Here is a 24285-nt window from a genome sequence, read left to right as displayed (position 1 = left end):
ATGGAAGATGAGAAACAGGAGAACCTGGCAGACATGTGGGCGGAGGCTCTGAAAGAGCAGGAAGAGGCATCAAAGGGCTATCAACAGGAGCAGAAAGAAGAAACAGAAGTTGAGGTGTCCGACAGGCTAAGAAAGTTTCTGGACATACCTCTTCAGGTTGAGGTGATCGTTGGTTCGGCAACTCTGACACTGGGTGAGCTCCTTCACCTTACACCAGGCTCCGTGGTGGAGCTTGAGCAGAACGTGGAGACCCCAGTAGACATAAAGGTAAACGGAAAGCTGATAGCAAAGGGGGAAATAGTCATAGTGGAAGACAGGTTCGGAGTCAGGATAATTGACATAATAGCAAGGGAAGAGAGGATAAAGAAAGTTGTATAATACGAGGGGGAAGAGAAATGGCTATGGAAGATGTTAGACAGCTTGTCAGGGAGTTGCTGGAGGAGGTAAAGAGCCTTGAGGCAAAGCTGGATGAAGTTGTAAAGCCCCTTGAGGAGACGTCAAGCACCCTTCCCATGGCAAGCGGTAGTCTGGAGGATGTAATAAGGTTTACAGAACAGAGCGTTCATCAGATAATGAGCATAATAAACGAGCTTATGAAGGAGCTAGAGAGGGTTCAGGAAGACGTGGACTTCCTTCTGAGCCTAAACCCTGTGAGTGGTATAAGGTCAAGGCTTGAAAGCATAAGGGAGAGGTCAAAAAAGCTCTCTGAGCTTCTACTCCAGGTCATAACCCTCATGTCTTTTCAGGACCTTGCCAGTCAACAGATAAAAAAGGTAATAGAGGCTCTGGAGGATATGAAAAAAACCATACTGAAAATCGTGCTTTCTTCCATAGAGGCTTCCTCTCTTTCCAGCGAACAGAAGGAAAAAATCGTGGGCAAGGCTACGGAAATGCTCACGGGTGATAGAATATATCAGGAGGATGTGGATAGACTTCTTGAAGAGCTCGGGCTTTAGGAGGTAAAGCATGCCGCCGAAGGAGGCAAGGTTTCTCGTGGTTGATGATATGAGCACCATGAGGAAGATAATAAGGACAATACTCAACCAGCTCGGTTATACAAGCGTGGAGGAGGCAGAGAACGGCAAGGAAGCCCTTGCAAAGCTGAGAGGGGGTAACTACGACTTTGTGCTTCTTGACTGGAACATGCCAGAAATGGATGGCCTCGAGACCTTAAAGCAGATTAGGGCAGAAGAAAAGCTCAAAGGAATACCCGTTATAATGGTGACAGCAGAGGCAAAGAAGGAGAACGTGCTTGCGGCCATTCAGGCTGGAGCAAACAACTATGTGGTAAAACCCTTTACACCAGAGACTCTTAAAGAAAAGATAGAGAAGGTCTGGACTGCCATAAAGGGTTAGAAGATGTTTTGGAAGAGAGAAAAGGAAGAGGAAAGGCTGAAGGATGAACTGGAAAAACTCAAAAGGAAAGCCGCCCTCTATGAACTTGCCCTTAACCATGTTTCAGAAGGCGTAAGGGTGGAGCTGGATGGGGAGGTAATTTTTGAAAAAGGACCAGAGGGTGAAGAGGTAAAAATTTCTGAAGGTGTCAGCATATTCAGGAAGGTAGAAGAAAGAAAGCAAGCAGAAGAGTTCCTTCCAGACCTTACGGAGACACTTAATCCTATCCTTGAAAGGGCTCAACACATGAGGGAAACCTTTGAAGAGACTCTTAAGGAGTTTGAGGACGTTTACAGAACACTTATAAATGGGCTTGAGCTCATAGGATACATGTTTAAGAAGCTGGAAGAAGAAACTCAGGACATGTACAACATGAAACAACTGACCGACGAGCTAAGAGAGAAATCAAAATACATAGAAAACATAACAAGAATAATAGAAGGCATATCAGAGCAGACAAACCTCCTTGCCCTCAATGCTTCCATAGAAGCTGCAAGAGCTGGTGAGCAGGGAAGGGGCTTTGCAGTGGTAGCAGACGAGGTTCGCAAGCTTGCACAGAAGTCCATGGAGTCTGCAAAAGACATAAGCAGGAATCTGAAAGAGATAAGAGATGGTATAAGAAACATAGCTGAAAAGATAGAGATTGGCCTTGAAGACATAAAGTCTCTCAAGGATACTTCAGATGATACAAGAACCATACTGGAGATAATAGAGGACAGGCTCAAGGCTGTAAAGGAAGTTTACGAGGGGCTTATGAAAAGCATGAAGGAATACATAGAAGAACTTGAAAAAATAACCCAGGAGGTGTGTCATGGAAAAGTCGGAGGCCCTGGAGAGACTTCTGGAGCAGTTGGAGAAGATAAGAGAGCTTTCTGACAATCTCACTCGCATAGCAAAGCAGACAAACCTTCTTGCCCTCAATGCGGTCATTGAAGCCGCAAGGGTAGGGGAGATGGGTAAGGGCTTTTCCGTTGTGGCTGCAGAATTCAGAAAACTGGCGGAGACTTCCAACAAGATAGCGGGGGAAATGAAAGCGGTGCTGAGAGATATAGAAAATGAGGTGTCAGGTATGAAAAGGGAGGAGTGAAAATGGACACCTACGCAATGCCAGAGATACTCAGGACAGGGGCAAACGAGCTTGAAATAGTTAACTTCAGAATTTATGAGGACAGACCAGAAGGGCTCTATCAGTGGATACTGGGCGTGAACGTGGCAAAGGTGAGAGAGGTTCTCAGGCTTCCTGAGATAACAAGGGTCCCCAACATGCCAGAGTTTGTGGAAGGTATGGCGGAGGTTAGAGGAGAGCTGATACCCGTGGTGAGTCTGGCAAGGTGGATGGGTATACCTGAACCTCCAGAGAGGAGAAAGTATCTACTGCATCTTGAATTCCTCAGGGAAAAGGTTGGGGTTGTAGTGCACGACGCCAAGAGGATAATGCGTATATCCTGGGCGGACATTAAAAAGCCTCCAGAAGTTCTGAATCTCAAGCTGGGCGGCAGGATAACCGGGATTGTGGACACGGAAGAGGGAATGCTCCTCATACTGGATTTTGAGGGCATACTTCATGACATGGGTCTTCTCAAGGTATTCGGAGAAATGGAGGCGAAGGAAATTGCCCAGAGAGAGACAAAGCATTACACTGTGCTCCTCGCTGAGGATTCTGCAGTGGCAAGAAAGATAATAAGCGATACTATGGAAAGTGCAGGGCATACTGTCATAGCCTGCGAGGACGGTCTTGAAGCTTGGGAGAAGCTTAACGAGCTTCTTGAAAGGGCAAAATCGGAGAACAGAAACATAAAGGACTATGTGCAGGTTGTGTTTACAGATATTGAGATGCCCCGCATGGATGGTCTTACTTTCGCGAGGAAAATAAAGGAAACACCAGGCCTCATGCACCTGCCAGTGATAGTAAACACAACCCTGTCTGACGAAGCCAACAAACAGAAGGCTCTGAGCGTGGGAGCTGATGCATACCTTGTGAAGTTTGACGCAAAGGAGATGCTTGAGCTCGTGGAGAGGGCAGGAGGTGGAAAACTATGATACCCGAGGAAATGAGAGAGATATTTGAAGAGTTTGTGATAGAAGCCAGAGAGCATCTTGACAGCCTTGAACATATAATTCTGGAACTTGAGAAAGACCCCAGGAACTCTGAGCTGATAAACTCAGCCTTCAGAAGCATGCATACCATAAAGGGGGGTGCAGGCTTTCTTGGGCTGTCAGCCATAGTGGAGGTAGCCCACAGAGCGGAGGATGTGCTTGGCAAACTCAGAAGCGGTGAACTTGCCTTTAACCGGGACATAGGTGATGCGATTCTTAAGGCTGTTGACTTTATAGGGGAAGCCCTTTCCCTTTACTCAAAGGGTGAGGAAGCCAGAACAGATGAGGAACTTATAAGCATGCTCTTGTCAATACTGCAGGGTGAAAGAGAAAAGATACCAGAACAAAAACACTCCCTTGAAGACCTCCTAGATAAATATGGGCTTTCTCACCTTAAGGGGAGGTCCATAGAAGATATACTTGAGGAAATTGTTCTTATGCCACCAGACAAAAGACCTCAGGAGCTCATAGATGCCCTGGACAGCCTCCTTAAAAAGCCGGCTCTGCCAGAGGAAATAGCAAAGGAAATAGAGGAGGAGGCAGACAGGATTATGATGCTGTACGCTGGCGAAGGGCTTTTGGAGGAGAAGGCGGTGGAGTCAGCCACTCAGGAAACTCAGAGCTCTGTAAAAACGAGCGCAGTAGAAGAGGAAAAGCCTCAGGAAAGGCGAGAAGGTAAGAAAGAGGAAGAGGTAGAACGTGTTCTTCGTATTGATGTGCAGAAGATAGAAAACCTCATGAATCTTGTGGGGGAGCTGGTGCTCGAAAGGAACAGACTTCTTAAAACCATTCAGTTTTTATCAGAGGAATACCAGTCAAGGTCCGTTGAAGAGCTGGAGACTGTGGTTTCTTCTATTGACAGGATAGTGGGTGACCTTCAGCTTGCGGTAATGAAGACAAGAATGCAGCCCGTGAAAAAGCTTTTCCAGAAGTTTCCCAGAGTGGTCAGAGACCTATCAAGACTTCTCGGGAAAGAAGTCCAGCTGATAGTGGAGGGTGAGGACACGGAAATGGACAAATCTCTTATAGAAAAACTTGAAGAGCCACTCATACACCTCCTTAGAAACAGCATTGACCACGGCATTGAGCCTGTGGAAGAAAGGGAAAGGCTTGGGAAGCCCAGAACGGGTAAATTAAAGCTCAAGGCATACTATCAAGGGGACAGGGTCTTTATATCCATTGAGGACGATGGAAGAGGTATAGATGTGCAGAAGGTAAAGAGAAAGGCCATAGAGAAGGGAATAATAACGCCCGAAAGAGCAGACAAGATGACGGAGAAGGAGCTCCTCTCTCTCGTATTCAGCCCTGGCTTCTCTACGGCGGATAAGGTATCCGAAGTCTCAGGCAGGGGCGTTGGTATGGATGTGGTTATGAACACTGTTATAAACTTCAGGGGAACAGTGGACGTCTGGAGCGAGAGGGGTAAGGGGACAAGGGTGGTAATGAGCTTCCCCCTCACCGTTGGAATAATAAAGTCCCTTCTAGTCAGCATCGGCGGAAGGCTCTTCTCCATACCAATATACTCTGTGCTTGAAATAGTCAGCGGTGATGATGCGATAATTTCTCAGGTGTCTGGAGAAGATGTGCTCATACTAAGGGAGAGCACCATCCCCCTTTTCAGTCTCGGTGAAATACTCGGCATACCAATGAACAAGATAGGCTACATAGTAGTTTGCCTTATAGGCAATAGAAGGGTTGCCCTTGCAGTGGAGGACCTTCTCGGTGACGAAGAGGTGGTCATAAAGCCTTTGGGGAAGCTCTTTGGAGACATAGAAGGTATATCAGGCGCCACCATAACAGGGGATGGAAGCATAGTTCTTATCCTTGACCCTGTGGGTTTGATAAGAAGAACAGTAGGAGTATTTTAGGAGGTTTTCATGAAGTGGAGCAGTCTTGACAAGGTTCAGTATGCCAACATAGCTTCCATACTTCTCTTTGCTGTGGCTCTCGGTGTGGAGTTTTACAAGTACGGCTTTGAGACCATAAGAGTTTTAAATATTGCCAACTTCATCCTGGCATGGATAATCTTTGTAAACGTAGGGCATGCAAAAAGCACCATACACCGTATAGCCCTTCTTCTTGAGGAAGCGTCCAGGGGTAAGCTGGATGACAGAGTTGTTCTCCTGAAGGATGAGGGAGAGCTTAAAAGGATGGCGAAGAACCTCAACTACTTTCTTGATGTGGTGGAGACTTTCCTCAGGGAGATAAGGTTCCCCATAGAGTATGCAGCTCAGGGTAAGTTTTTTAGGCCTGTGGTGGATACTGGTTTTCCTGGGGTGTTTAAGCAGACCGCTCAGGCTCTCAAAAAGCCCCTGCATGATATGAGAGAGGATGCAGAGCTGAAAAAGAGAATAGAACTAAACGCACAGCTTGGCCAGCTGGGAGGCGGTATTGCCTCAAGCCTTGAGGTTATATACCACGACCTCCTCAGAAGCGTGGAGAAGGCAAAGAACATAAGTGTGGAAAGCCAGAAAACCTCAGATTTATCCAAGAAGGGGGTCCAGCTTCTTGAAGAGGTTTCAAGGGGTTTTGTGAGCGTGGTAAAGAGCGTTGAAGAGGAGAGCAGAAGCATCACAGGGCTTGCGGAAAGGGCAAAAAATGTGGTGGGTATAATAGAGCTCATAAGGGAGGTGGCGGAGCAGACAAACCTCCTTGCACTAAACGCTGCAATAGAAGCAGCAAGGGCTGGAGAGCAGGGTAGAGGCTTTGCCGTCGTGGCGGATGAGGTGCGCAGGCTTGCGGAGAGAACACAGAAGGCGACAGAAGAAGTTGCAAACATACTCACCAGCATACAGGAAGAGGTTCAGACAACCCTTGAAAAGTCCAGAGAGGTGGTGAGTAGCGTAAAGGAGTCATCAAAAGAGGTGGAGTCATTAAAAAATGTTATAGAGACCTTCAGCAGGAGCGCCGAAGGCACTTCAAGACATGCAAGCCTGATAGAAGATGTTCTCAACATAACCGCAAACAAGCTTGACCTCATAATCTTTAAGCATAGCGCCTATTTCTGCATATACAACCTTGTGGATACTGGCTTTTACAGAGACAGTAGGAGCTGCACCTTCGCCCAGTGGTATTATGGGCAAGGCATGGAAAGGTTTGGAGACCATGAAGAATACAGAAGGGTTGAGGGCTACCATGATAGCTTCCACAGGCACATTGAGAAAGCCCTTGAGGTTCTAAAGGAAGAAGATCCAGCTGAAGAGCTTATAAGAAGAAGGGACGAAATACTTGAGGAGTTTAACAGGGTTGAAGAAAACCTCTCTAAGATGTTCAACGAGTTTGATAATCTGATAAAAAACCTTGAAGGGAGGTAGAAACATGGAGAGGCCAACGCCAGTAAACAGGGAGAGAGAGGTGCCAGAGGACAGGTTTCTGGTGTCCAAGACGGACCCCAGGGGCGTCATAACCTACGCCAACGAAGTCTTCTGCGAAGTGGCAGGCTATACCGAAGAGGAGCTTGTAGGTAAGCCTCACAATGTGATAAGGCATCCAGATATGCCCAGAATAGTCTTTAAGCTCATGTGGGACACCATTAAGCAGGGCAAGGAGTTCTGGGGTTATGTTAAGAACATGGCAAAGGACGGTTCTTACTACTGGGTCTTTGCTCATGTTACCCCAAGTTGGGACGAAAGCGGAACTCAGATAATAGGCTATCAGAGTGACAAAAGGAGGGCAAACAGAGATGCAATAAGGAAAGTAGAAGAGATTTACAGGAGGTTTCTTGAGGCAGAAAAGGCAGGTGGTATGCAATCAAGTCAGAAACTCCTTGAAGAGATGCTTGGCAACAAAGCCTACGAAGAGTGGGTATGGACCCTGTGGAGGGATTAGCCATGAAAAAGGAACTTCAGAAAGTAAGAAGTTATTTGAGGGACCTGCTTGAGGGAAGGGAGTCAGAACTTCCCGACCTTGGTCTTGGTATTGAGGAGGAGCTCAGAGCATTGGCAGGGCGTCTGAGAAGTCTTGAAGATAAATGTTTTGAAGATGAAGAGATATTATCTCAAAAGCTCAGGAGAGAAAGGGAGCTGGAGGAGGAAAATCAAAGGCTCAGAGAAGAAAAAGCTCAGGCAGAGCAGTTTTTCAAGGAGGCTTGCAGAGTTTTGCATCAGGCAGTAAGGGGATACCTTGAAGATAGGATACATATGCCAGGCGTGCAGGGGAAACTGAGAGAGACAGTCAGAGAGCTCAACTACCTTTTGGACATAGTTGAAGCCTTTCTTAGAGAAATAGTCTATGCGGTGGAATACGCCCAGCAGGGCAAGTTTTTCAGAAAGGTGGTTCATACGGGCTTTCCGGGTGTTTTCCGAACAACTGCGAAAAGGATACAAAAGGCTCTGGAAGGTATGGAAAAGAGCTGGCTTTATGCAAGATTGTTCCACATGGTGGAAGAATTCAGTAAACTCGGAAACGGCATAAGCTACAACCTTGAAATCCTTAGAAACGACTTTCGTAGAGCCTCTGAGGAAATAGACACCCTCAGGCAAGAAATGGGAAAGGTTCTTAGCTCTTTAGAAGATACGAAATCTTCAATTGGTTCAACGGTTAAGGAAGTAGAAGGGCTCAAAAGCCTCTCGGAGGATACCATGGAGGTGGTAAACTCTCTTGTAGAAAAGACTATGAGGGTAGGGAATGTCATCAGCCTGATAAGAGATATAGCAGAGCAAACAAATCTTCTGGCACTCAATGCCTCAATAGAGGCGGCGAGGGCAGGGGAAGCAGGTAGAGGCTTTGCGGTTGTAGCGGACGAAGTCCGCAAGCTTGCAGAAAGAACACAGAAAGCGACTTTTCAGATACAGGAAACGCTCAACTCTCTCAGGCAAGAGGCAGAAAACACCATGGAAAGGGCAGAAAGTGTGAGTAGGCAGGTAGACCACGCAGTAAACTCCATAAAAATCCTCACAAGAGAGATGGAAATTTTCTCTGACAGGATAAATGAAATGTCTAACAGCATCTCAAAGACCAGCAAGTTTCTCAACCTTGCCATGCACAAGGTTGACCATATAGTCTTTAAGAGCAACTCTTACAGAACTCTATTCAGATTCGGGCGGGGAAAGGAATTCTATGTGGACCACAGAAGCTGTAACTTTGGAAAGTGGTATTATTCAGAAGGAATGGAGCAGTTCAGTAAGTGTCCTGAGTTTGTCCATATGTCAGAGAAACATGAAGCCATTCATAGATACATTGAGGAAAACCTCAGGCTTCTTGAGGGGGATGAGCCGATGAGAAGGGTAGTCCTTAACGCAGAAAAGCTAAAGAATAACTTTGAAGGTATGGAGCGGGCATCTTTTGAGCTTTTCAGACTGCTTGATGAGTTGATAGAAAGAGAATGTAAGGAGGTAAAGGCATGATATTTGGAGGAAAAAGGATAAGAGAGCTAGAGAGAGAACTTGAAGAATGCAGAAAAAGCCTAAAAGACCGAGAGTCGCGGATGGGTGAGCTTTCTGAAAAGCTAAGGAAACTTGAAGAGGAAAACTCTTCAAAGGAAGCCCTTACGGGAGAGCTAAGAGGAGAACTGGACAGGATAAAATCTGAGAGGGACGAACTTCAGAGGAGAATCTCCCAGCTTGAGGCGGCACACAAGGAAGAGCTACAGAGGCTCCGCAAAGAATACGAGGAGCTTGAAGATAAGAACAGAATGGCATGGCAGATAATTGAAAACCTGCAGTATGAGGGGGTTTATGTTGCGGATACCGAGTTTAAGCCTGGAAGGGAAGGCAACAGGATATTCTTCGTAAACAATGCGGGGAAGAGGATAATAGACAGGCTCTCTTCTGAAATAGAAAGGGTCTATGGATACAGAATAAACTCCAGCAACATTATAGGTCAGTCCATACATATATTTCATAAAGACCCTGAAAGGGTGAAGGAACTTCTTAAAGGCACAAAACCTGGGGAGATAAAGAGAAATGCAGACATCGTAGTTGGCGAAGTTATTATACAGAGCGACAGGTCCGCCCTTACAAACACAAAGGGGGAGGTGGTGGCTTACCTTACTACATGGAAGGATGTTACATGGGAAAGGTTCCTTGAGAAGGAGGTGGTCTACAATCAGTCTTTATACACTGTCCTTTCTTATTACAACTCTGCAAGAAATTACTCAATCGCGGTTGTGCTGGAGTTCTTTATCAGAGAGGTGCTCCGTAAGATACTAGACAAAACTCTCCAGAATGCTGAGAATCTTGAAACTCTCAAGGAATCAAGTATTAAGACTGAGGCAAAAGTAGGAGAAACTGAGGAAGTTCTTAATCTCATTCTTGAAATATCAGAACAGACGAACCTCCTTTCCCTCAACGCCGCTATAGAAGCAGCAAGGGCTGGCGAGATAGGCAGGGGTTTTGCGGTCGTTGCAGATGAAGTGCGAAGGCTCGCTGAAAAAACCGCACAGAGCACTACGCAGGTAAGAGATGTAATAAACGCCATCGTATCCGATGTGAAAGCCATATCAAAGGAGATACTTGAAACCTATAAGAGCATAACTCACAACACGAACGACTTTCAAAAAAGCTTTTCCATAATAATAAACATCCTTAACCTTACAGGGAAAACTGCCAAGAACACACTTGAAATGCTGAAAGACTCCTGGGACAGGATGCTGAAAATAAAGGATGTAAAGAGGGAAGACACAGCACTTGCGGATTATATAAACATAGTTCAGCGCATAATGGACCATGCAAACTTTATGAAAAATGTAACCGACAGCCTGGTTCAGGGCAGGTATGAGTTTCTGGCGGACCACACGCAGTGCGCCCTTGGTAAGTGGTATTATTCCGTGGGTCTTGAGGATATGAAAAAATACGGAGAGGAGTGTATAAACCTCTTCAAGGCAATAGAGGAACCCCATATAAAGTATCACAGAGATGGTAATTACATAATCCAGCTTATGAGAGAGAGCAGACTTGAAGAGGCAATAAACAGGCTTATAGATTATGTGGAGGAATCTCAACAGATAATAGACAGGATATATGCCCTTGCCGACTGTATAAGGAGGTATGCTTATGGCTGACCTTGTGCTTGCAAAAAAGGAAAGGGACCTACAGAAAGTGAGCAATTTTTTTGAATTCCTTGGCTTTTATCTGGAGGGAGAGCTCTTTGGCGTTCCTCTAAAGGAAGTTGTGGAAATATCAAAACTACTGCCCATAGTGCCCGTCCCCTTTTCTTCCCCGTTAATTCTCGGCGTGATAAACATAAGGGGAGAGATACTTCCTGTGATTGACCTCAAGACCATACTCAGGCTAAAAAAAGAAAGGGAAGAGGAGAGAGTTGTACTGGCAGAAAGCCACAAGGGAAAAGTTGGCATTCTGGTGGATGAGGTAGTGGGAGTAATAAGGATTGAAGAAGAGAGGCTTGAGCCAAACCCCATGTCTGGAAGATACAGCGAATACATACGCAATGTGGCACAGCTACCTCAGGGGCTTATCAGCATCCTTGAGTTTGACCGTCTTGTGGAAAGCATATGAAGACCTTTTATTTCAAAGTTTTTGATTACATTTACAGAAAAAGGCTTGAGCTTTTTCAGGCTCTTTTTTACGACCTCTACAGAAACTTTGATGGCAGGCAAGAAGAATTTCTAAAGGTGTGGTTTGAGTCCTACACAATTAGAAGGCTTTTCAAGCACTTCCCTATGGAGGATGTGCTCAGATACTATCCTCAGTTTGCCCACACAAAGAGAAGTCTTATAGCCTCCTATGTGAGAACCTACTGGCGATTTTGTCAGAAACCGAACCTTTATCCTGCAAAAATAAGAGAATCAATGGAGTTTTTCAAGCTGGAAGAGCTGAGCGAGAAGAAACTGAAAACCGCATACAGAAAACTCGTAAAACTGAACCATCCTGACCTTGCTGAGGACAAAAAGGTGGCCCACAGGAAAATGCTTCTCATAAACTACCACTATCAGGTCCTTCTCAGCTATATAAGGAGGTTTAGCGATGTTTGAAAGTTTGAGCATTCGCAAGAAGGTAACCTTTCTCTTTCTCTTGCCTTTTATCGTGACAACGATTTTTACCTTCCTTCTTGCAAACCTTATAATTCTCAAGCCGATTCTCAATGTTAGACAGGCAGAAAACCTGCTCCAGACCCAGAGAAGCCTTCTTGACGCAGTCCATCAGCTTCAAAAGGAAAGGGGAGTAACAGTGGGTTTTTTGACCTATGCAGGTCAGAAGTTTGGCGGGCAGTTAAAAGAGCAGAGGTCAAAGTTGGACGAAGCTTTAAAGCATCTTCCTCAGGAGCTCCAGAACAGACTGCTTCCCCTTCAGGAAGTTCGCACTATGACGGACAAGCTTGAGATTACACCCCAGGATGCCTTCAACATATACAGTAACATCATAGAAAGCCTTTTGATAGCCATAAAACAGGAAACAAAGAGCATTGGGGATTCAAGGCTGTTCAGATACTTTGAGTCTTCTGTGCTTCTTTCCTACATAAAGGAAAACGCTGGCAAAGAGAGGGCGATAATAACCGGCGTTTTTGCCAAGGATGTGCTTGAGCCGGCTGACAGGGATATATGGTATAGGGCTCTGACAAATCAGGAATCCTACATCAGAGTTCTTTCGGACCTTGCACCCGCAGAGGTGGTGGAGCTTTACGCTCAGAAGGTGTCAGAGGATAAGATTGAAAGGTTTAGACAACTCTTGAAAGAAAAGACGGACTTTTTTGGTGTGAGCTCAGAGGAGTGGTTTAGCGTTGCAACGGAAAGGATGGACAGGATGGAAGAAGTGGAAAGGTTCCTTTCCCAGCTCACTGCAAAAGAGGTAGGAGACATGAAGAAAAAAGCTATAGGAAACGCTCTACTTTTTGTAGGCCTTGGCACGCCGCCTTTCTTCCTCTCCCTGTTTATTGCCCTTCTGCTTATAAAAAATATATCAGGAAGCGTAAGGGAGCTGGAAAGGACTATAAAAGAGGTTGTCGGAGATGGAAGGCTGGGCAGAAGGCTTGAAATAAGAAGTAGGGATGAGCTTGGGAAAATCGCCGAGAGCTTAAACGGTCTTCTGTCTTCCCTTGAAAGGGTTATAGGAGAGATAAGAGATGTAATGGCTTCCGCCGCAGGTGGAGACTTTTCAAAGAGGATAAGCTCAGAACTTAAGGGAGACCTTCTTCTTTTGAAAGAAAGGGTCAACAAGGTTATGGAAGTTATGGAGTTTCTTGTGAATTCTTTGCTTTCTGTGGCTAACGCCTCAGTGGAGGTCAGCAAAGCCATGGAAATGGTGGAGGAGGGGACAAGAAGGCAATCTGAAGCCACGAGAAGAATGGCAAGCGCCATTGAGCAAATTGGCTCTGCCCTTGAAGAGACCTCTAACAGCACAGAGCTTGCCTTCAGGTCTGCCAGTGACGCTTCAAAGAGGGTGGAGGAATCCTCAAGGCTTATGGATAGCTTCAGAGTCTCTATGGAAAAGGTAAGGGAGGGTGGAGAGAGGGTCAGACATGTGGCGGAGGCAATACAGGACATAGCAGAGCAGGTAAACCTCCTTGCACTCAACGCAGCCATAGAGGCTGCAAGAGCCGGGGAACAGGGAAGGGGCTTTGCGGTGGTGGCGGACGAGGTGAGAAGGCTTGCAGAACAGGTGGGTAAAATGGCAGGCTCTGTGGGTCAAACGGTTCAGGATGTGGTGAATACCATACAGGAGGGATACAGGAACACGGAGCTGGTTCATGAGGACTTTGAAAAGGTCAGAGAGGCTGTGGAAAGGATAAGGGAAATGCTTCACAGAATTGCTTCAAGTATGGAGGAGACATCTGCGAGTATGAGGGAAATATCCACAAACATGGAAAGCCTTGAAGAGATAGGCAACAACAACGCTACAGCTTCTGAGGAGGTGCTCTCAAGAATGGTGGAGTTAACGAGAAGGGTGGAGGAGACCAGAAGGAAAATAGAAGAACTGAGAGGTTGATGGATTTTTCAGAGGTTTTAAGGCTCATAGAAAAGAGGACAGGTATGATGGTCTCAGCGAGTAGATTAACCAGGTTAAAAAGACTATACGAGAAAAACAGAGAGCTTTTTATGAAGCTGGAATCTGCGGACGTGAGGGAAGACAGCTGGCAGAGAGTTATAGATGCTATAAGCGTGCAGGAAACCTATTTTTACAGAGACGGGGAAGTTTTTGAATGCATAAAAAACTCCATATTTCCTGAGATTTTTAAAAGGCTCATGGAGGATGTAAAAATATGGTCTGCGGGGTGTGCCACAGGTGAGGAAGCCTATACCATTGCCATGCTTGCAGTGGAGTATCTGGGTATGATGGGTTATAGGGTGCAGGACATCAGAGGTAAACTCACAGTTCTTGGAACTGACCTGTCTGTAAACGCTATTCAAACCGCAACAAAGGGAGTATACAAGGATACACCAATGGGCTCTTTTAGAAAAAGCCCCTCAAACCTTCTGAAATACTTTGAGGTAAAGGAGGGAGGCTATTATCATGTAAAGGAGGAAATAAAAAGGCTTGTGGAATTCCGTTTTCATAACCTGATGGACGAGCCACCCTTAAGGGATGCAGACCTGGTAGTTTGTAGAAATGTGCTTATATACTTCAGCGATGAGGCAAGGGAGAGGGCGTATGACAATCTCACAAAGGCTATGAAGAAGGGGGGTTTTCTGGTAATGGGTCCTCTGGATAACCCAGACAGAGGGCTTGAAAGGCAGGTCTGTGAAAGGCTTATCTACTTCTACAAGCCATGAACAGGATAAGGGTTCTTATCGTTGACGATTCCAAATTTATAAGGATGGCCCTAAGGAAGGCCCTTGAGGGGGCTGAAGATGTGGAGATTTTAGGAGAGGCAAGGGATGGGGAGGAAGCTGTAAGGTTTGCCCGTCAGCTCAAGCCTGACCTTATAACCATGGATATCGTAATGCCGGGCATGGACGGCATAACTGCAATAAGGGAGATACTGAGTTTTATGAATGTTCCGATAATAGTCATAAGCGACCATACCACTCAGGGTGCAAAGGTGACTTTTGAAGCCCTTGACGCTGGTGCCGTTGACTTTATACCAAAAGGCTCAAAGGAGCTAAAGCTGGACCTTTCAAGGCTAAGTAAAGAGCTGATTGAAAAGATAAGGATATACGCAAGGAAGGAAGGTTTTTCAAAGAAGGTCTTTTCCACAGAAATAAAGAGGGAGAAACCATCCCCGCCTGGTGGGTCGGTTGACATGGTGGGAGTTGCATCTTCCACAGGGGGTCCAAAGGTGCTACCAGTGCTACTGAAAAGCATGGGTCCACTACCAGTTCCCGTTTTGATAGCTCAGCATATACCAAAGACCTTCAGCGCAAGTCTTGCGGACTGGCTGTCAAAAGAAACCCAGCTCGTGGTAAAGGAGGGCTATGATGGAATGGAACTGAGGGGGGAGCTTTTTGTAGTCCTGCCTGGTGGTAGCAACGGCCTTGTAGAAAGGCATGGAAGCAGTTATGTTTTGAGAGTTAATAACGAGCCAGACACTATAATAAAGCCTTCTGCGGATGTGCTCTTTAAGAGCATGGCTGAGGTAGCGAGAAATCCCATTGCTCTCATCCTCACTGGCATGGGGAGCGATGGAACCGAAGGTGCCAAAGAACTTATAAGGAGAGGATTTACCGTAATCGTTCAGGAGCCCTCCACATGTGTTGTCTGTGGTATGCCTTGTTCTGCCATAGAGGCTGGGGCTTATACTTATATAATGGCGGTGGAAAATATGGGTAAGAAGGTGAAAGAGCTGTGCGGAGGTGCTTAAATGCGAGCTCTTATGGCTTTAGCTTTACTTCTTATACCCCTGACAATTTTCTCCGCAGAAGCTATACCCTTTTTAAAGCCCTCCTTCCTTAACCTCAAAGAGGACTTTGAAGATGCAAGGAAGGAGAACAAGCTCCTTTTCATCATGTTCCATCAAGAGGGTTGTCCCTTCTGTGACAAGATGAGAAGAGTGACCTTTCAGGAGAGGAGGGTTCAGGAATATTTTACAAAGCACTTCTACATGGTTGAGATAGATATAAGAGGAGCAAATGAGGTAGTGGACCTGGATGGCAAAAAGCTCACAGAAAGGCAGTTTTCCCTGAAGCATGGCGTCAGACTGACTCCCGTATTTATGTTCTTTGACCAGGAAGGCAGGGTGGTGGCAAAGGTGCCCGGCTACATAGAGCCTCAGGAATTTATACTCATAGGTAGGTATGTGGTAGAAGGACATTACAGAAACAAGAATCTGGTGCAGTTCCTGAGAGAAAACAAGGGAAGATGATAGCCCTGATGATACTCTTCTTATGTGGTCTTTCCTTCTCTCAGGAAGTAATAACCCTTGATTACAAAAAGGTGTATGAGCTTGCACTCAAAAACAACAGGGAGCTTCAGAGGCTAAGGCATCAGATAAATGCCCTTGACATAGACTATCAGCTGGCACAGAAATACTACCTTCCAGTAATCTACGCCGGAGCATCTCTGCTCTATGACTTTGATAAGAGGGACACAAAGACAGATGTGAACCTTACAGTAATAAGCACCCTCTACGAGTTCCAGCGGACAAAGTCAAGGATAGAGCTCTCAAAAATAAGGAGAGATGTGGCACAGCTTATGCTACAGCAACTAAACATGGATATACAGCTGAGGATAATAAGGCTCTTTGTAGAAGCCCATCTATACAGGAAACTTACCGAAGTAAAGAGGGAAGAGATGGCAATAGCCTATGTGCGTTTCGACAGGGCGAGGGAGAGAAGGGAACTAGGGCTCGCCACAGACCACGAAGTTTTCAGGCTTGAAAGCATCTACAGGGAAAAGAGGGCAGAACTCTTCTATGCACAGCATATGTATAACCATACCCTTCTTCAGATAAAGGAGCTTGCGGGCATACCTTACGAAACATTAATTCAACTTGAGGACCTTCCCTCAAAGAATTTGGAAAGGCTCTTGGAACCTTTCCCGGAACTAATGAAGGAGGCGCTCCAGAGAAACACGAGCCTGAGAGTAAAGGACTTAGAGCTTAAAGGTTATGAAGAAGACATAAGAGTTGCAAAACAGGTAATATCACCAAGGCTTAACCTGAGAATATCCACAGACAGGAGCGGGATTGAGCTTTTCACACCCATCTACGACGCAGGCAGGCAATACAGAGTTGACTATTTTTCCTCACTGAAGAGGTCTGCCCAGGCTGAAAGAGAGAGCATTGAGGCAAACATTAGGCTGATATTTTCCTCCGCACCCTACGAGTGGGAGTTCCTCAAAGCCAGACTTACCGAAGCTCTCACAAAGGACAGGTATGCTGAGGAGAACCTTACCCTTAGAAGGTCTGAATACGAGCTGGAGCTTGCCTTTGACCTTGGCTATGCCATGGCAGAGAAAAGCGAGGCGGAAAGACAGGTTATGGAAGCCCGCTACAGATTGATACTCTTCTGGGCAAAGCTCCTGAGCCTTGCGGGGCATGAGCCCTTCAGGGTTCTGGAGTAATATATTTATGATGGAGGTTTGTTATGAATGAAGTATCTCTCTTTATAGCCTTTACCGCAGGACTGCTATCTTTTCTTTCTCCCTGCGTTCTGCCCATAATCCCAGGGTATATATCTTACATATCAGGTATTGGAGCACAGGAAATAAGGGAAAGAGGTGGCTTTAGCCAGAAAGCATTTATTGCCTCTGTCCTTTTTGTTGTGGGCTTTTCTGTTGTTTTTACGCTGATGGGAGCAACCGCCACGGGTATAGGCGGGCTGCTGAGAGAGTATCAGGATTACATAGCAAGGATTGGAGGTGGTCTTGTAGTGTTCTTTGGTCTGCACTTTGCAGGGGTTTTGCTGAGACCAAACTTTCTGAAAGAGCTCGCAGGCGTGTCTGCCCTCATACTTGCCCTGTTCTTTCTTGGTATAATGCCTCAAAAAATTCTCTTTGACCTTCTTGGTATTATACTGATAGTTGCCTTTCTTTACTTCTTTGGACTACATGAAACACTATACAGACAGCTCAGAAGGGAAATGAAAGGCAGTGTTTCTGGCTTTGGTGCCCTTCTCGTGGGGATGCTCTTTGCCTTTGGATGGAGTCCATGCATAGGTCCGGTGCTTGGCTCAATCCTGCTCTACGCAAGCCAGCAGGAAACTGCACTTCAGGGTGCAAGCCTGCTCTTTGCCTACTCCATGGGTATGGGTATTCCATTCCTTGTTGCTGGCGGTCTTCTCTCAGCCTTTCTTGGTTTTGTAAAAAGCTTTGGAAAGTTTTTCGGTATAGTGGAGGTTGTGGGTGGAGTGCTTCTTGTGCTTCTGGGCCTTTTGCTCACTACTGGCAAGCTGGCGGAGATATCCCTTCTGTTGGGTGCTTAGATGCTCCTTCTCGTTGACTACGGAATGGGAAACCTCAGGAGCGTTTCAAAAGCCCTTGAAAAGGTGGGCTTTAGCGTTAAGATAAGCTCGGAGCCTGAGGATGTAAAAAGTGCGGACATTCTCGTCCTTCCGGGGGTGGGTGCCTTCAGGGATGCTATGGAAAACCTCAGAAGGCTTGGGCTTCTGAAGGAAATACTCAGGCACATAGAGAAGGGAAAGCCCTACATGGGCATATGCCTTGGACTTCAGCTACTCTTTGAGAGAAGCTACGAGTTTGGAGAGACTGAGGGCTTTGGGGTTCTTGAGGGTGAGGTAGTTCTTCTGCCCACAAAGGTCAAGGTGCCACACATAGGATGGAATCAGCTCTGGAAAAGGAAGCACTCTGATATACTTGAGGGTATAAGAGAAGGAGAATACTTTTACTTTGTTCATTCATACCATGTTTTACCAAGAAGGAGTGATGTGGTGCTCACCACTACCGATTACGGTGTTGACTTTGTCTCCTCCGTGGAGTATGCAAACATCTTTGCAGTCCAGTTTCATCCAGAAAAAAGTCAGAAGGCAGGGCTAAGGCTTCTTGAAAACTTCAGAAGGAGATTTTATGGCTAGGCTGTGCGTGGCTCTCGATACAAACCTTCAGCAGGCTAAAGACCTTGTAAAGGCTCTCAGGGGCTATCCGGTTATCTTCAAGGTAGGCTACAAACTCTTCATCTGCCATCACAGGGCCATAACGGACAGCATAAAGGAGGAGGGCTTTGAGCTCTTCCTTGACCTCAAGCTACACGATATTCCCAACACTGTAAAGGAAGGGGTCCTCTCTGCAAAGGACCTGGGTGCAGACTATCTGACCCTTCATGCCTCCTCTGGCAGGCAGGCTCTCAGGTCTGCAGTGGAGGTAAAAGGGAGGCTGAAACTGCTCGGGGTAACACTGTTGACGAGCCTTGGGGAAGAGGATTTCAGGGACATTGGACTTTGCAGGAGCAGAGAGGAGCAGGTCTTGCAAATGGCAGAGCTTGCCCTCGATGAAGGTCTTGATGGAATAGTCTGTTCTGGTAAGGAGGTAGGCTATCTCAAGGAAAAGATACTCAAACCTTTTCTTGCGGTTGTGCCCGGTGTGAGGCTTGAGGGCGAGCCTGCCGAGGACCAGAAGAGGGTGGTAAGCCTTGAAGAGGCCCTGCAGGCTGGTGCTGACATTATAGTTATGGGAAGGAGCATACTGAGGGCGGACAACCCGGTGAAGAGGGTTGACGAAATACTTCTCAGGCTCACATAGAATTAGCAGAGCACACCTGCCAGTCTCAAAGCCTCTTCCCTCTGCAGGCATGTGGCACAGACCCCGCAGGGCGGCTCCGTTCCCATGTAGCAGGAGTAGGTCTTTTCAAAGGGAACTCCAAGCTCTTTTCCAAGCCTTGCTATGTCTGCTTTGCTCATTCCCAGAAAGGGTGCGTATACATGAATTCTTCTCCTTGTCTTTGCCACATGGGCTGAGCCTGCGTTTATGGCTGATTCCATGGCAGCTATAAACTCCGGTCTGCAGTCGGGATAGGGGGTGTCAAGAGCATGCACCCCTATGGCTATGTGCTCTATCCCAAGGCTGTCGGCAAAAGAGCTGGCAATAGCGAGAAAGACCAGATTTCTCATGGGCACGTTAGTGGCGGGCACCTCTTGAGTGTATTCTCCTCTCGGCACCTCGGGTCCTCCCTCAAGCAGGGCTGAACCCTTTATCAGTCTGTAGTGGGGCACTTCTACGATGATATGCTCCCTCACCCCTGCAAGCCATCCCAGCTCCTCTGCGTATTTGAGCTCTACCCTGTGTCTCTGTCCGTAGTCAAAAGAAAGGGCATAGACCTCTTCAAACTCCTTTCTGCACAGCCACAGGAGTGTGGCACTGTCCATCCCACCAGACAGGAGAACTATAACCTTTTTCATAGCTCTATGCCGGAGGCGGGAGTCGAACCCGCACGCCCTCACGGGCGGGGGATTTTGAATCCCCTGCGTCTGCCAGTTCCGCCACTCCGGCTGAGGATAAAATTATATGCCATGGAAAGATGTAATTTTGCAGAAATTCTGCAACAACCCCCCTCTCTCAGAGCCTTAATTATAAAGCACTTGACGAATTTCTGAAAAATTTTTTGAGGGTGTTTTTAAAGTTTTTCAGAAATTCTGCAACACTCCCGCATTTTCTGAAAGCCTTGCTATTCCTTACTTTTCTGCTTTCTATGACTTTTTTAGGTCTGGCAGATTATATTAACAATCTCAAAGAATACAAAAAATTCTCGTCGCAAGAAAAATTTGTATTCTCCCTCCCCCCACCAACCCCCCCTCGCATTCTCAAAGATTATGCAAAATTGCAATCATTGCAAAAATGCATATTCTCCTTCCCACCCTCCCGTGAAGTTTTGAAGCTCTTCTCAGACTGGCTTGAGACTATAACTCCAGAGGAAAGAGACCTTATCAGAAAGTTTGAAAGCTTTGTGCGTCAGAAAGCACAGGAAGAAGGCTTTGAGATAGAAGGTGAGCCAGCCCGAGTTCTTGCCGAGCTTGTAAAAGATACCAGCGAGACTATGCGAAGGCTATTAGATGCAGGGGTTGACAGCTGGGAAGTAGCAGAAAAAGCCCTGACAGGGCTTCAGTTCATGCAAGAGTTGTCAGCAAGGGCAAAGAGAGTATGGCTGGAAAAGGCTAAAAGAAAATGGGAGGAGCTAAGGCAAGAGCAACACAGGAAGAGGATACTGGAAGAGTTAATCCTGCAAAAAGCAGAGGAGACTTTAAAAGATTACAGATACATTTTCTCAAGCTGGAATAATCTGGCACACGAGCTAAGACGCTACAACGAGCTTAGGGAGGTGGTGGAGAGTGATATAAGAGAGGTTCTCATAAAGCATGCGGACAGGCTAACGGAAATATATAACCAAGTCCCCGAAGTTCCAGAGGAAGTATTTTGGGGGCTTGTGGAGGATGTTCTGGAGGACTGGACAACAAGGACGGTAAGCTTTGAGGAAGCAAGGGAAGAACTATATAAGAGAGGATACAGACTGCCATACAGCCTTTACTCGCAGTATGTAGCAAAAAGAAATAAACAATTAGAAGCCGTATCTTCTTCACCCCCCTCCTCCTCTGAATTGGCAGGCTCCCAGCCTGCCCTTTCTACAGAGCCTGACTGGTCTGATTGGGGCGGTCCAGAGTGGAAGGAAGCAGAATCATCTAAAAGCAAGAAGTCTCAGAAGCCAGAGAAAGGTTTTGACCTCAATAAGGAAATAGACGAAGCCATAGAGCTTGCAGCCACGGCTCTTGCAGTATATCTAACGAAGCTCTCTCCAGACGAATGGGAGGAATACGTGTGGAAGCCCTTTACTGAGAAGATGATGTCGCTTTTAGAAAGTGTAAGAAGGAGACACAGATGAAGCTAAGGGCAATACAACTTTACCTGCAGGGTTTTTCTGTATCACAGATAGCAAAACTCCTGAAGCACAACAGGGCAACGATATACAGATGGATAAAAGGCTTGCCACAGAAGAGGAGGGGAAGACAGAGGAAAGTGCGTGAGATACCAAACGAGCTTATAGAGAAGCTTAAAGCCTTGCTGCTTGATGTTAACGAAGAAAAAGGCAGGAAAAGGACGCATTCTCTCAGACGAATATACCACCTTCTGGAGCTTGATTTAAGGCTTGTAGGCATAAACTCTCTTGCAAGTTTTTACAGGCTTGTGGAAGACTTCGTAAAAAGTGAGTGGGGAAGTTGGGAAAGGTTAGAAGTTGCAAGGAGGGGAATTAAGGAAGCTCCGAAGGTTTCGAAGGGTAAAGTGCAAAGAGAAAAGGGCTTGGTGGAGATAGACGCAACGGGCTATGTGTTTGCAGGAAAGCAATGCTCTATCCTCTTTGCTCTTGAGCTTTACTCCATGAGGATTTTGGGCTTTTACACGGTAGAAAACAAAGAAAAGAATGCCACGCACTACAACAAAGCCTTCTCCAGTCTCGATGTTGCTAAGTTTATGTTTCAGTTGTTTTTAAGACACGGCGTCCCCAAGGCAGTAAAAACGGACAATGAAAAAATTCTTACCTCTGAACATATCACAAGGGCTTTGAAAGAACTCGGAGTTGAAATTCGCAGGACAAAGCCTTATCAGGCAAACCAGAAGCTTATAGAACGGGTCATCAGAGAGCTAAAAGACATAGCAAGAACTATCAAAGCAGGGAGTATAAACGACCTGATAAGTCTTGCGATAAACACATACAACCGCACTGCACACAACTTTGAACACTTCCAGAAGCCAGTTGCACCTGCAGAGGTTGAATTGCAAGGATTTAGTGAGGTAGACGAAGGCAGACTTCGCAAAGCCTTTGCAGAGAGGTTTGAGAGGACAATTCGCAATCACACCATCACAATAGACAACCTGAGATATGAGTTTTACTTACCGCAGGAAGAAAAAGAGCTTGGCAGAGATAAGAACGCTCCCAGAGTCATATGTCTGCGGGACATAGAGGACATAACAAAGCTTGAGGTGTATGCTTCCTCGGGAGAGTTTCTCGGCTATGCAAGACTTGTATCAACCGAACTGCCTTCACTTGACCCAGTGGAATACAAACAGCATAAGCAGAAAAGTAAGAGGGTGGAGAAGAGGGAGGAGAAGCTACGGGAGGAACTTCGTGAGTTACAGGAAGCCCGTATATCTGAGACGCAAGAGGAAGACATTCTTTGCTTGCTATCAAGCCCTGCTCCAGAGCCTGAGCCTCAAGGGGTTCAGGAAGAGGAGTGGGACATTCTAAAAATTTACGAAGGAGGGTAAAACATGGTGCATGCAGAACAGGTTTTAAGAGGAGTAGTTAACACGCTCAGGCAGATAAGAGAGCAAACAGGCTCACCCGTGCATGCCCTCGTATGGGGTGTATGGGGCAACGGCAAGACTTTTTCTGCAAAAGCTATTGCAAGAGAAAACAGAGATGTGTTTTACTACAAAGTGCCAGCCGAGGAAATTACAGCGAGCAAACTGGTAAAAGGCATAAGCCTTGCCTGCGGGGCTGGTATGAGGCAGACGAAGGAGGCTACTCTTGACCTGTTAAAGTTCACCATAGCCACACTACAAATCAAGCCAATCGTCGTTATAGATGAAGCACAGAGGGGTTTAAAAAGAGCATTGCTCCTGAACGAGCTAAAAGACCTTGCAGAAGACACAGACACACATCTTAGCTACATTTTCCTCGGAGACCAGAGCCTGCCAAAGGTTGTGCAGTCTACTCCTCATAGCATATACAGGAGAGTGGTTATCAGAAAGGAGCTTGAGCAGATAACAAAAGAGACAATAGAGCATGCACTGAGAGAGAAGAAAGTAAGCGGAGATGTGGAGGTTTTCTACAAACTCGCGAAGGACAGAGGCTGGACAACTCTGGATATCTATTTTATCGCAAGCATCCTTCAGAAGCTAAAGGCGGAAGCTACAGAGGAAAACATCATAAAAGCATCAAAAACCCTCGGGAGGTAGGCATGTATACGGACGGCATGGTCTGGGCTGAAATGCTGAAGTTAAAAGTCTTCAGACCTGAGGACGTTGTAAATTCTCTCAATCCGCCACCTGGCCCGATGAGAAAGTGGGTAAAGCAGAAAGTCCACTCTCTCATATCCGCACAGGTGAGAGATGGGCTTTTAAGGCGTATTGTAGAAAACCCGCCCGTTTTTGCTACACTGCATGCGGAAGAGGAAGATATACAGAGAATTATGAAATCCTGCCAGGTGTGTGGGAAGTTTTTCATCCCAAACCGTTCGGACAATCTGTATTGCTCCCCCACCTGCAGAATGCAGGTAAAGCAGGAAAGAACAAGGCGTATAAGAAAGGCCAGGGGCGTAGGAACAATAAAGAAAAAGTGGACGCAGGAGGAGATAAAAAGGCTTGAAGAACTGGTCCACCGCCCTGCAAAGCCAGGGGAGATAAGAATGGCGGCAGATGAACTTGGCAGAAGCATCGAGGCAGTAAGGAGCAAGCTTAAGGAACTAAAACGCTCAGAAGGAGGTGAAAAACATGCGCAAGTGTAAAACTCTACTGAGACAACTTGAGCAAGTTCTTGAAAGCAAAACAGGGCAAGAAGCTTACAAAAGGCTCACGAAGATAGTTGAGGAACTGAGGCAATATATCCAATTTCACGAGGAGAGGGCAGAACGGTATGGCAAAAGCATACAACATCTTATGGGGTGGTATATAAAGTTGTGGAACGGCACTCCTCCAGAAAGCTTTGGCTATAGCAAATGGCAGGATAGGGTAGGCAAAGCATTAAGGGAGTTGATACAGATATACGAACAAAACGGACTTGGGGTAGAGGACATAAAAAAGGATTACGAAGAGTTTAGAAGACTAAAAGAAGGCTATCTAAAAGGGGACGGCTCTATAACATGGTTCAGAACAGTCCTGCCAAGAATAAAACGGACACACCGAGAAAGTGGAAAGTGGGTATCCCCAGAAAACACTCGGGGGCTTGACTACTACATGGATGACATAGATGACATGCCCGACTGGGCAGAGGAGGGGTAAGGATGAGAGCTAATAGGCA

27 protein-coding genes, 1 tRNA gene and 1 pseudogene are annotated in these 24285 nt (G+C 46.3%); 27 read left to right on the top strand and 2 right to left on the bottom strand.

The window, feature by feature from the left end:
* The 22 genes and pseudogenes from fliN (at position 1) to pyrF (ending at position 19019) form a co-directional block, all read left to right on the top strand.
* Positions 1-378, top strand: coding sequence for a flagellar motor switch protein FliN (fliN, locus tag ACKRDP_RS07270; protein WP_409154091.1), 378 nt, complete (start codon positions 1-3; stop codon positions 376-378).
* Positions 379-401: 23 nt separating this feature from the next.
* On the top strand, positions 402-956 hold the full coding sequence (locus ACKRDP_RS07265; RefSeq protein WP_409154090.1) for a protein phosphatase CheZ: 555 nt from the start codon (positions 402-404) through the stop codon (positions 954-956).
* Positions 957-966: 10 nt separating this feature from the next.
* Entirely contained in the window at positions 967-1356 is a 390-nt protein-coding gene (locus ACKRDP_RS07260; protein ID WP_409154089.1) for a chemotaxis response regulator CheY, read from the top strand.
* Between the two features lie 3 nt (positions 1357-1359).
* On the top strand, positions 1360-2271 hold the full coding sequence (locus ACKRDP_RS07255) for a methyl-accepting chemotaxis protein (protein ID WP_409154088.1): 912 nt from the start codon (positions 1360-1362) through the stop codon (positions 2269-2271).
* Positions 2207-2482, top strand: coding sequence for a methyl-accepting chemotaxis protein (locus ACKRDP_RS07250; RefSeq protein ID WP_409154087.1), 276 nt, complete (start codon positions 2207-2209; stop codon positions 2480-2482). Before ACKRDP_RS07255 ends, ACKRDP_RS07250 begins: the two co-directional genes overlap by 65 nt.
* A gap of 2 nt (positions 2483-2484) precedes the next feature.
* Positions 2485-3435 carry a chemotaxis protein gene (locus ACKRDP_RS07245; RefSeq protein ID WP_409154086.1) on the top strand — a complete coding sequence of 317 codons (951 nt, stop codon included), beginning with the start codon at positions 2485-2487 and terminating at the stop codon, positions 3433-3435.
* The gene (locus tag ACKRDP_RS07240; RefSeq protein WP_409154085.1) at positions 3432-5360 is read left to right on the top strand and encodes a chemotaxis protein CheA; all 1929 of its coding nucleotides are present in this window, start codon (positions 3432-3434) and stop codon (positions 5358-5360) included. Before ACKRDP_RS07245 ends, ACKRDP_RS07240 begins: the two co-directional genes overlap by 4 nt.
* 9 nt (positions 5361-5369) lie before the next feature.
* On the top strand, positions 5370-6806 hold the full coding sequence (locus ACKRDP_RS07235) for a methyl-accepting chemotaxis protein (protein WP_489685581.1): 1437 nt from the start codon (positions 5370-5372) through the stop codon (positions 6804-6806).
* A 4-nt stretch (positions 6807-6810) separates the two neighbouring features.
* Positions 6811-7320, top strand: a complete 510-nt coding sequence (locus ACKRDP_RS07225) for a PAS domain-containing protein (RefSeq protein WP_409154084.1) — start codon at positions 6811-6813, stop codon at positions 7318-7320.
* Positions 7321-8126: 806 nt separating this feature from the next.
* Positions 8127-8393, top strand: a pseudogene (locus ACKRDP_RS07220) (methyl-accepting chemotaxis protein); the annotation flags it as partial.
* A 3-nt stretch (positions 8394-8396) separates the two neighbouring features.
* Positions 8397-8837 (top strand): CZB domain-containing protein, encoded by a 441-nt coding sequence (locus ACKRDP_RS07215; protein WP_409154101.1) that lies wholly within the window; start codon positions 8397-8399, stop codon positions 8835-8837.
* The gene (locus ACKRDP_RS07210) at positions 8834-10492 is read left to right on the top strand and encodes a methyl-accepting chemotaxis protein (RefSeq protein WP_409154083.1); all 1659 of its coding nucleotides are present in this window, start codon (positions 8834-8836) and stop codon (positions 10490-10492) included. Before ACKRDP_RS07215 ends, ACKRDP_RS07210 begins: the two co-directional genes overlap by 4 nt.
* On the top strand, positions 10485-10946 hold the full coding sequence (locus tag ACKRDP_RS07205; protein WP_409154082.1) for a chemotaxis protein CheW: 462 nt from the start codon (positions 10485-10487) through the stop codon (positions 10944-10946). Before ACKRDP_RS07210 ends, ACKRDP_RS07205 begins: the two co-directional genes overlap by 8 nt.
* A complete protein-coding gene (locus tag ACKRDP_RS07200; protein WP_409154081.1) occupies positions 10943-11422 on the top strand; it encodes a J domain-containing protein in 480 nt (159 codons plus the stop codon). The genes ACKRDP_RS07205 and ACKRDP_RS07200 overlap by 4 nt, the downstream gene beginning before the upstream one ends.
* Positions 11415-13373: a methyl-accepting chemotaxis protein gene (locus ACKRDP_RS07195; protein WP_409154080.1), complete on the top strand. Its 1959-nt coding sequence runs from the start codon at positions 11415-11417 to the stop codon at positions 13371-13373. Before ACKRDP_RS07200 ends, ACKRDP_RS07195 begins: the two co-directional genes overlap by 8 nt.
* On the top strand, positions 13373-14158 hold the full coding sequence (locus ACKRDP_RS07190) for a CheR family methyltransferase (protein ID WP_409154079.1): 786 nt from the start codon (positions 13373-13375) through the stop codon (positions 14156-14158). Before ACKRDP_RS07195 ends, ACKRDP_RS07190 begins: the two co-directional genes overlap by 1 nt.
* Positions 14155-15186, top strand: a complete 1032-nt coding sequence (cheB, locus tag ACKRDP_RS07185) for a chemotaxis-specific protein-glutamate methyltransferase CheB (RefSeq protein WP_409154078.1) — start codon at positions 14155-14157, stop codon at positions 15184-15186. Before ACKRDP_RS07190 ends, cheB begins: the two co-directional genes overlap by 4 nt.
* Positions 15187-15687 (top strand): thioredoxin family protein, encoded by a 501-nt coding sequence (locus ACKRDP_RS07180; protein ID WP_409154077.1) that lies wholly within the window; start codon positions 15187-15189, stop codon positions 15685-15687.
* The gene (locus ACKRDP_RS07175; RefSeq protein ID WP_409154076.1) at positions 15684-16886 is read left to right on the top strand and encodes a TolC family protein; all 1203 of its coding nucleotides are present in this window, start codon (positions 15684-15686) and stop codon (positions 16884-16886) included. Before ACKRDP_RS07180 ends, ACKRDP_RS07175 begins: the two co-directional genes overlap by 4 nt.
* A 23-nt stretch (positions 16887-16909) precedes the next feature.
* Positions 16910-17746 (top strand): cytochrome c biogenesis CcdA family protein, encoded by an 837-nt coding sequence (locus ACKRDP_RS07170; RefSeq protein WP_409154075.1) that lies wholly within the window; start codon positions 16910-16912, stop codon positions 17744-17746.
* Complete coding sequence (gene hisH / locus ACKRDP_RS07165; RefSeq protein ID WP_409154074.1) at positions 17747-18355, top strand: imidazole glycerol phosphate synthase subunit HisH; 609 nt, start codon at positions 17747-17749, stop codon at positions 18353-18355.
* Positions 18348-19019, top strand: a complete 672-nt coding sequence (gene pyrF / locus ACKRDP_RS07160; protein WP_409154073.1) for an orotidine-5'-phosphate decarboxylase — start codon at positions 18348-18350, stop codon at positions 19017-19019. Before hisH ends, pyrF begins: the two co-directional genes overlap by 8 nt.
* 2 nt (positions 19020-19021) lie before the next feature.
* Here the strand turns inward: pyrF and queC are convergent, their stop codons facing one another.
* Together queC and ACKRDP_RS07150 are read right to left on the bottom strand one after the other, a co-directional pair.
* On the bottom strand, positions 19022-19675 hold the full coding sequence (queC, locus tag ACKRDP_RS07155) for a 7-cyano-7-deazaguanine synthase QueC (RefSeq protein WP_409154072.1): 654 nt from the start codon (positions 19673-19675) through the stop codon (positions 19022-19024).
* Between the two features lie 7 nt (positions 19676-19682).
* Positions 19683-19766, bottom strand: a tRNA-Leu gene (locus ACKRDP_RS07150).
* 379 nt (positions 19767-20145) lie between these two features.
* Between ACKRDP_RS07150 and ACKRDP_RS07145 the strand changes: the two genes are divergently transcribed.
* The 5 genes from ACKRDP_RS07145 to ACKRDP_RS07125 are packed head-to-tail and all read left to right on the top strand — an operon-like array spanning position 20146 to position 24266.
* Positions 20146-21150, top strand: a complete 1005-nt coding sequence (locus tag ACKRDP_RS07145; RefSeq protein ID WP_409154071.1) for a hypothetical protein — start codon at positions 20146-20148, stop codon at positions 21148-21150.
* On the top strand, positions 21147-22532 hold the full coding sequence (locus ACKRDP_RS07140; RefSeq protein ID WP_409154070.1) for a terminase gpP N-terminus-related DNA-binding protein: 1386 nt from the start codon (positions 21147-21149) through the stop codon (positions 22530-22532). The genes ACKRDP_RS07145 and ACKRDP_RS07140 overlap by 4 nt, the downstream gene beginning before the upstream one ends.
* Positions 22533-22535: 3 nt before the next feature.
* The gene (locus ACKRDP_RS07135) at positions 22536-23225 is read left to right on the top strand and encodes an AAA family ATPase (RefSeq protein WP_409154069.1); all 690 of its coding nucleotides are present in this window, start codon (positions 22536-22538) and stop codon (positions 23223-23225) included.
* A 2-nt stretch (positions 23226-23227) separates the two neighbouring features.
* Entirely contained in the window at positions 23228-23773 is a 546-nt protein-coding gene (locus ACKRDP_RS07130) for a recombination protein NinG (RefSeq protein WP_304092571.1), read from the top strand.
* Positions 23760-24266, top strand: a complete 507-nt coding sequence (locus ACKRDP_RS07125; RefSeq protein ID WP_304092572.1) for a hypothetical protein — start codon at positions 23760-23762, stop codon at positions 24264-24266. Before ACKRDP_RS07130 ends, ACKRDP_RS07125 begins: the two co-directional genes overlap by 14 nt.
* Positions 24267-24285 lie beyond the last annotated feature (19 nt).

The organism is Pampinifervens navoyensis (assembly GCF_046159715.1).
Taxonomy (GTDB): domain Bacteria; phylum Aquificota; class Aquificia; order Aquificales; family Aquificaceae; genus Pampinifervens.
The sequence above is the reverse complement of the archived record's forward strand: the minus strand, read 5'-3'. Positions and strand labels throughout refer to the sequence as shown.

Bases quoted from the DNA above. Each gene is read 5' to 3' on its own strand.
- fliN (WP_409154091.1), top strand. From the start codon at position 1: ATGGAAGATGAGAAACAGGAGAACCTGGCAGACATGTGGGCGGAGGCT.
- ACKRDP_RS07265 (WP_409154090.1), top strand. From the start codon at position 402: ATGGAAGATGTTAGACAGCTTGTCAGGGAGTTGCTGGAGGAGGTAAAG.
- ACKRDP_RS07260 (WP_409154089.1), top strand. From the start codon at position 967: ATGCCGCCGAAGGAGGCAAGGTTTCTCGTGGTTGATGATATGAGCACC.
- ACKRDP_RS07255 (WP_409154088.1), top strand. From the start codon at position 1,360: ATGTTTTGGAAGAGAGAAAAGGAAGAGGAAAGGCTGAAGGATGAACTG.
- ACKRDP_RS07250 (WP_409154087.1), top strand. From the start codon at position 2,207: ATGGAAAAGTCGGAGGCCCTGGAGAGACTTCTGGAGCAGTTGGAGAAG.
- ACKRDP_RS07245 (WP_409154086.1), top strand. From the start codon at position 2,485: ATGGACACCTACGCAATGCCAGAGATACTCAGGACAGGGGCAAACGAG.
- ACKRDP_RS07240 (WP_409154085.1), top strand. From the start codon at position 3,432: ATGATACCCGAGGAAATGAGAGAGATATTTGAAGAGTTTGTGATAGAA.
- ACKRDP_RS07235 (WP_489685581.1), top strand. From the start codon at position 5,370: ATGAAGTGGAGCAGTCTTGACAAGGTTCAGTATGCCAACATAGCTTCC.
- ACKRDP_RS07225 (WP_409154084.1), top strand. From the start codon at position 6,811: ATGGAGAGGCCAACGCCAGTAAACAGGGAGAGAGAGGTGCCAGAGGAC.
- ACKRDP_RS07215 (WP_409154101.1), top strand. From the start codon at position 8,397: ATGGAAATTTTCTCTGACAGGATAAATGAAATGTCTAACAGCATCTCA.
- ACKRDP_RS07210 (WP_409154083.1), top strand. From the start codon at position 8,834: ATGATATTTGGAGGAAAAAGGATAAGAGAGCTAGAGAGAGAACTTGAA.
- ACKRDP_RS07205 (WP_409154082.1), top strand. From the start codon at position 10,485: ATGGCTGACCTTGTGCTTGCAAAAAAGGAAAGGGACCTACAGAAAGTG.
- ACKRDP_RS07200 (WP_409154081.1), top strand. From the start codon at position 10,943: ATGAAGACCTTTTATTTCAAAGTTTTTGATTACATTTACAGAAAAAGG.
- ACKRDP_RS07195 (WP_409154080.1), top strand. From the start codon at position 11,415: ATGTTTGAAAGTTTGAGCATTCGCAAGAAGGTAACCTTTCTCTTTCTC.
- ACKRDP_RS07190 (WP_409154079.1), top strand. From the start codon at position 13,373: ATGGATTTTTCAGAGGTTTTAAGGCTCATAGAAAAGAGGACAGGTATG.
- cheB (WP_409154078.1), top strand. From the start codon at position 14,155: ATGAACAGGATAAGGGTTCTTATCGTTGACGATTCCAAATTTATAAGG.
- ACKRDP_RS07180 (WP_409154077.1), top strand. From the start codon at position 15,187: ATGCGAGCTCTTATGGCTTTAGCTTTACTTCTTATACCCCTGACAATT.
- ACKRDP_RS07175 (WP_409154076.1), top strand. From the start codon at position 15,684: ATGATAGCCCTGATGATACTCTTCTTATGTGGTCTTTCCTTCTCTCAG.
- ACKRDP_RS07170 (WP_409154075.1), top strand. From the start codon at position 16,910: ATGAATGAAGTATCTCTCTTTATAGCCTTTACCGCAGGACTGCTATCT.
- hisH (WP_409154074.1), top strand. From the start codon at position 17,747: ATGCTCCTTCTCGTTGACTACGGAATGGGAAACCTCAGGAGCGTTTCA.
- pyrF (WP_409154073.1), top strand. From the start codon at position 18,348: ATGGCTAGGCTGTGCGTGGCTCTCGATACAAACCTTCAGCAGGCTAAA.
- queC (WP_409154072.1), bottom strand. From the start codon at position 19,675: ATGAAAAAGGTTATAGTTCTCCTGTCTGGTGGGATGGACAGTGCCACA.
- ACKRDP_RS07140 (WP_409154070.1), top strand. From the start codon at position 21,147: ATGAAGCTAAGGGCAATACAACTTTACCTGCAGGGTTTTTCTGTATCA.
- ACKRDP_RS07135 (WP_409154069.1), top strand. From the start codon at position 22,536: ATGGTGCATGCAGAACAGGTTTTAAGAGGAGTAGTTAACACGCTCAGG.
- ACKRDP_RS07130 (WP_304092571.1), top strand. From the start codon at position 23,228: ATGTATACGGACGGCATGGTCTGGGCTGAAATGCTGAAGTTAAAAGTC.
- ACKRDP_RS07125 (WP_304092572.1), top strand. From the start codon at position 23,760: ATGCGCAAGTGTAAAACTCTACTGAGACAACTTGAGCAAGTTCTTGAA.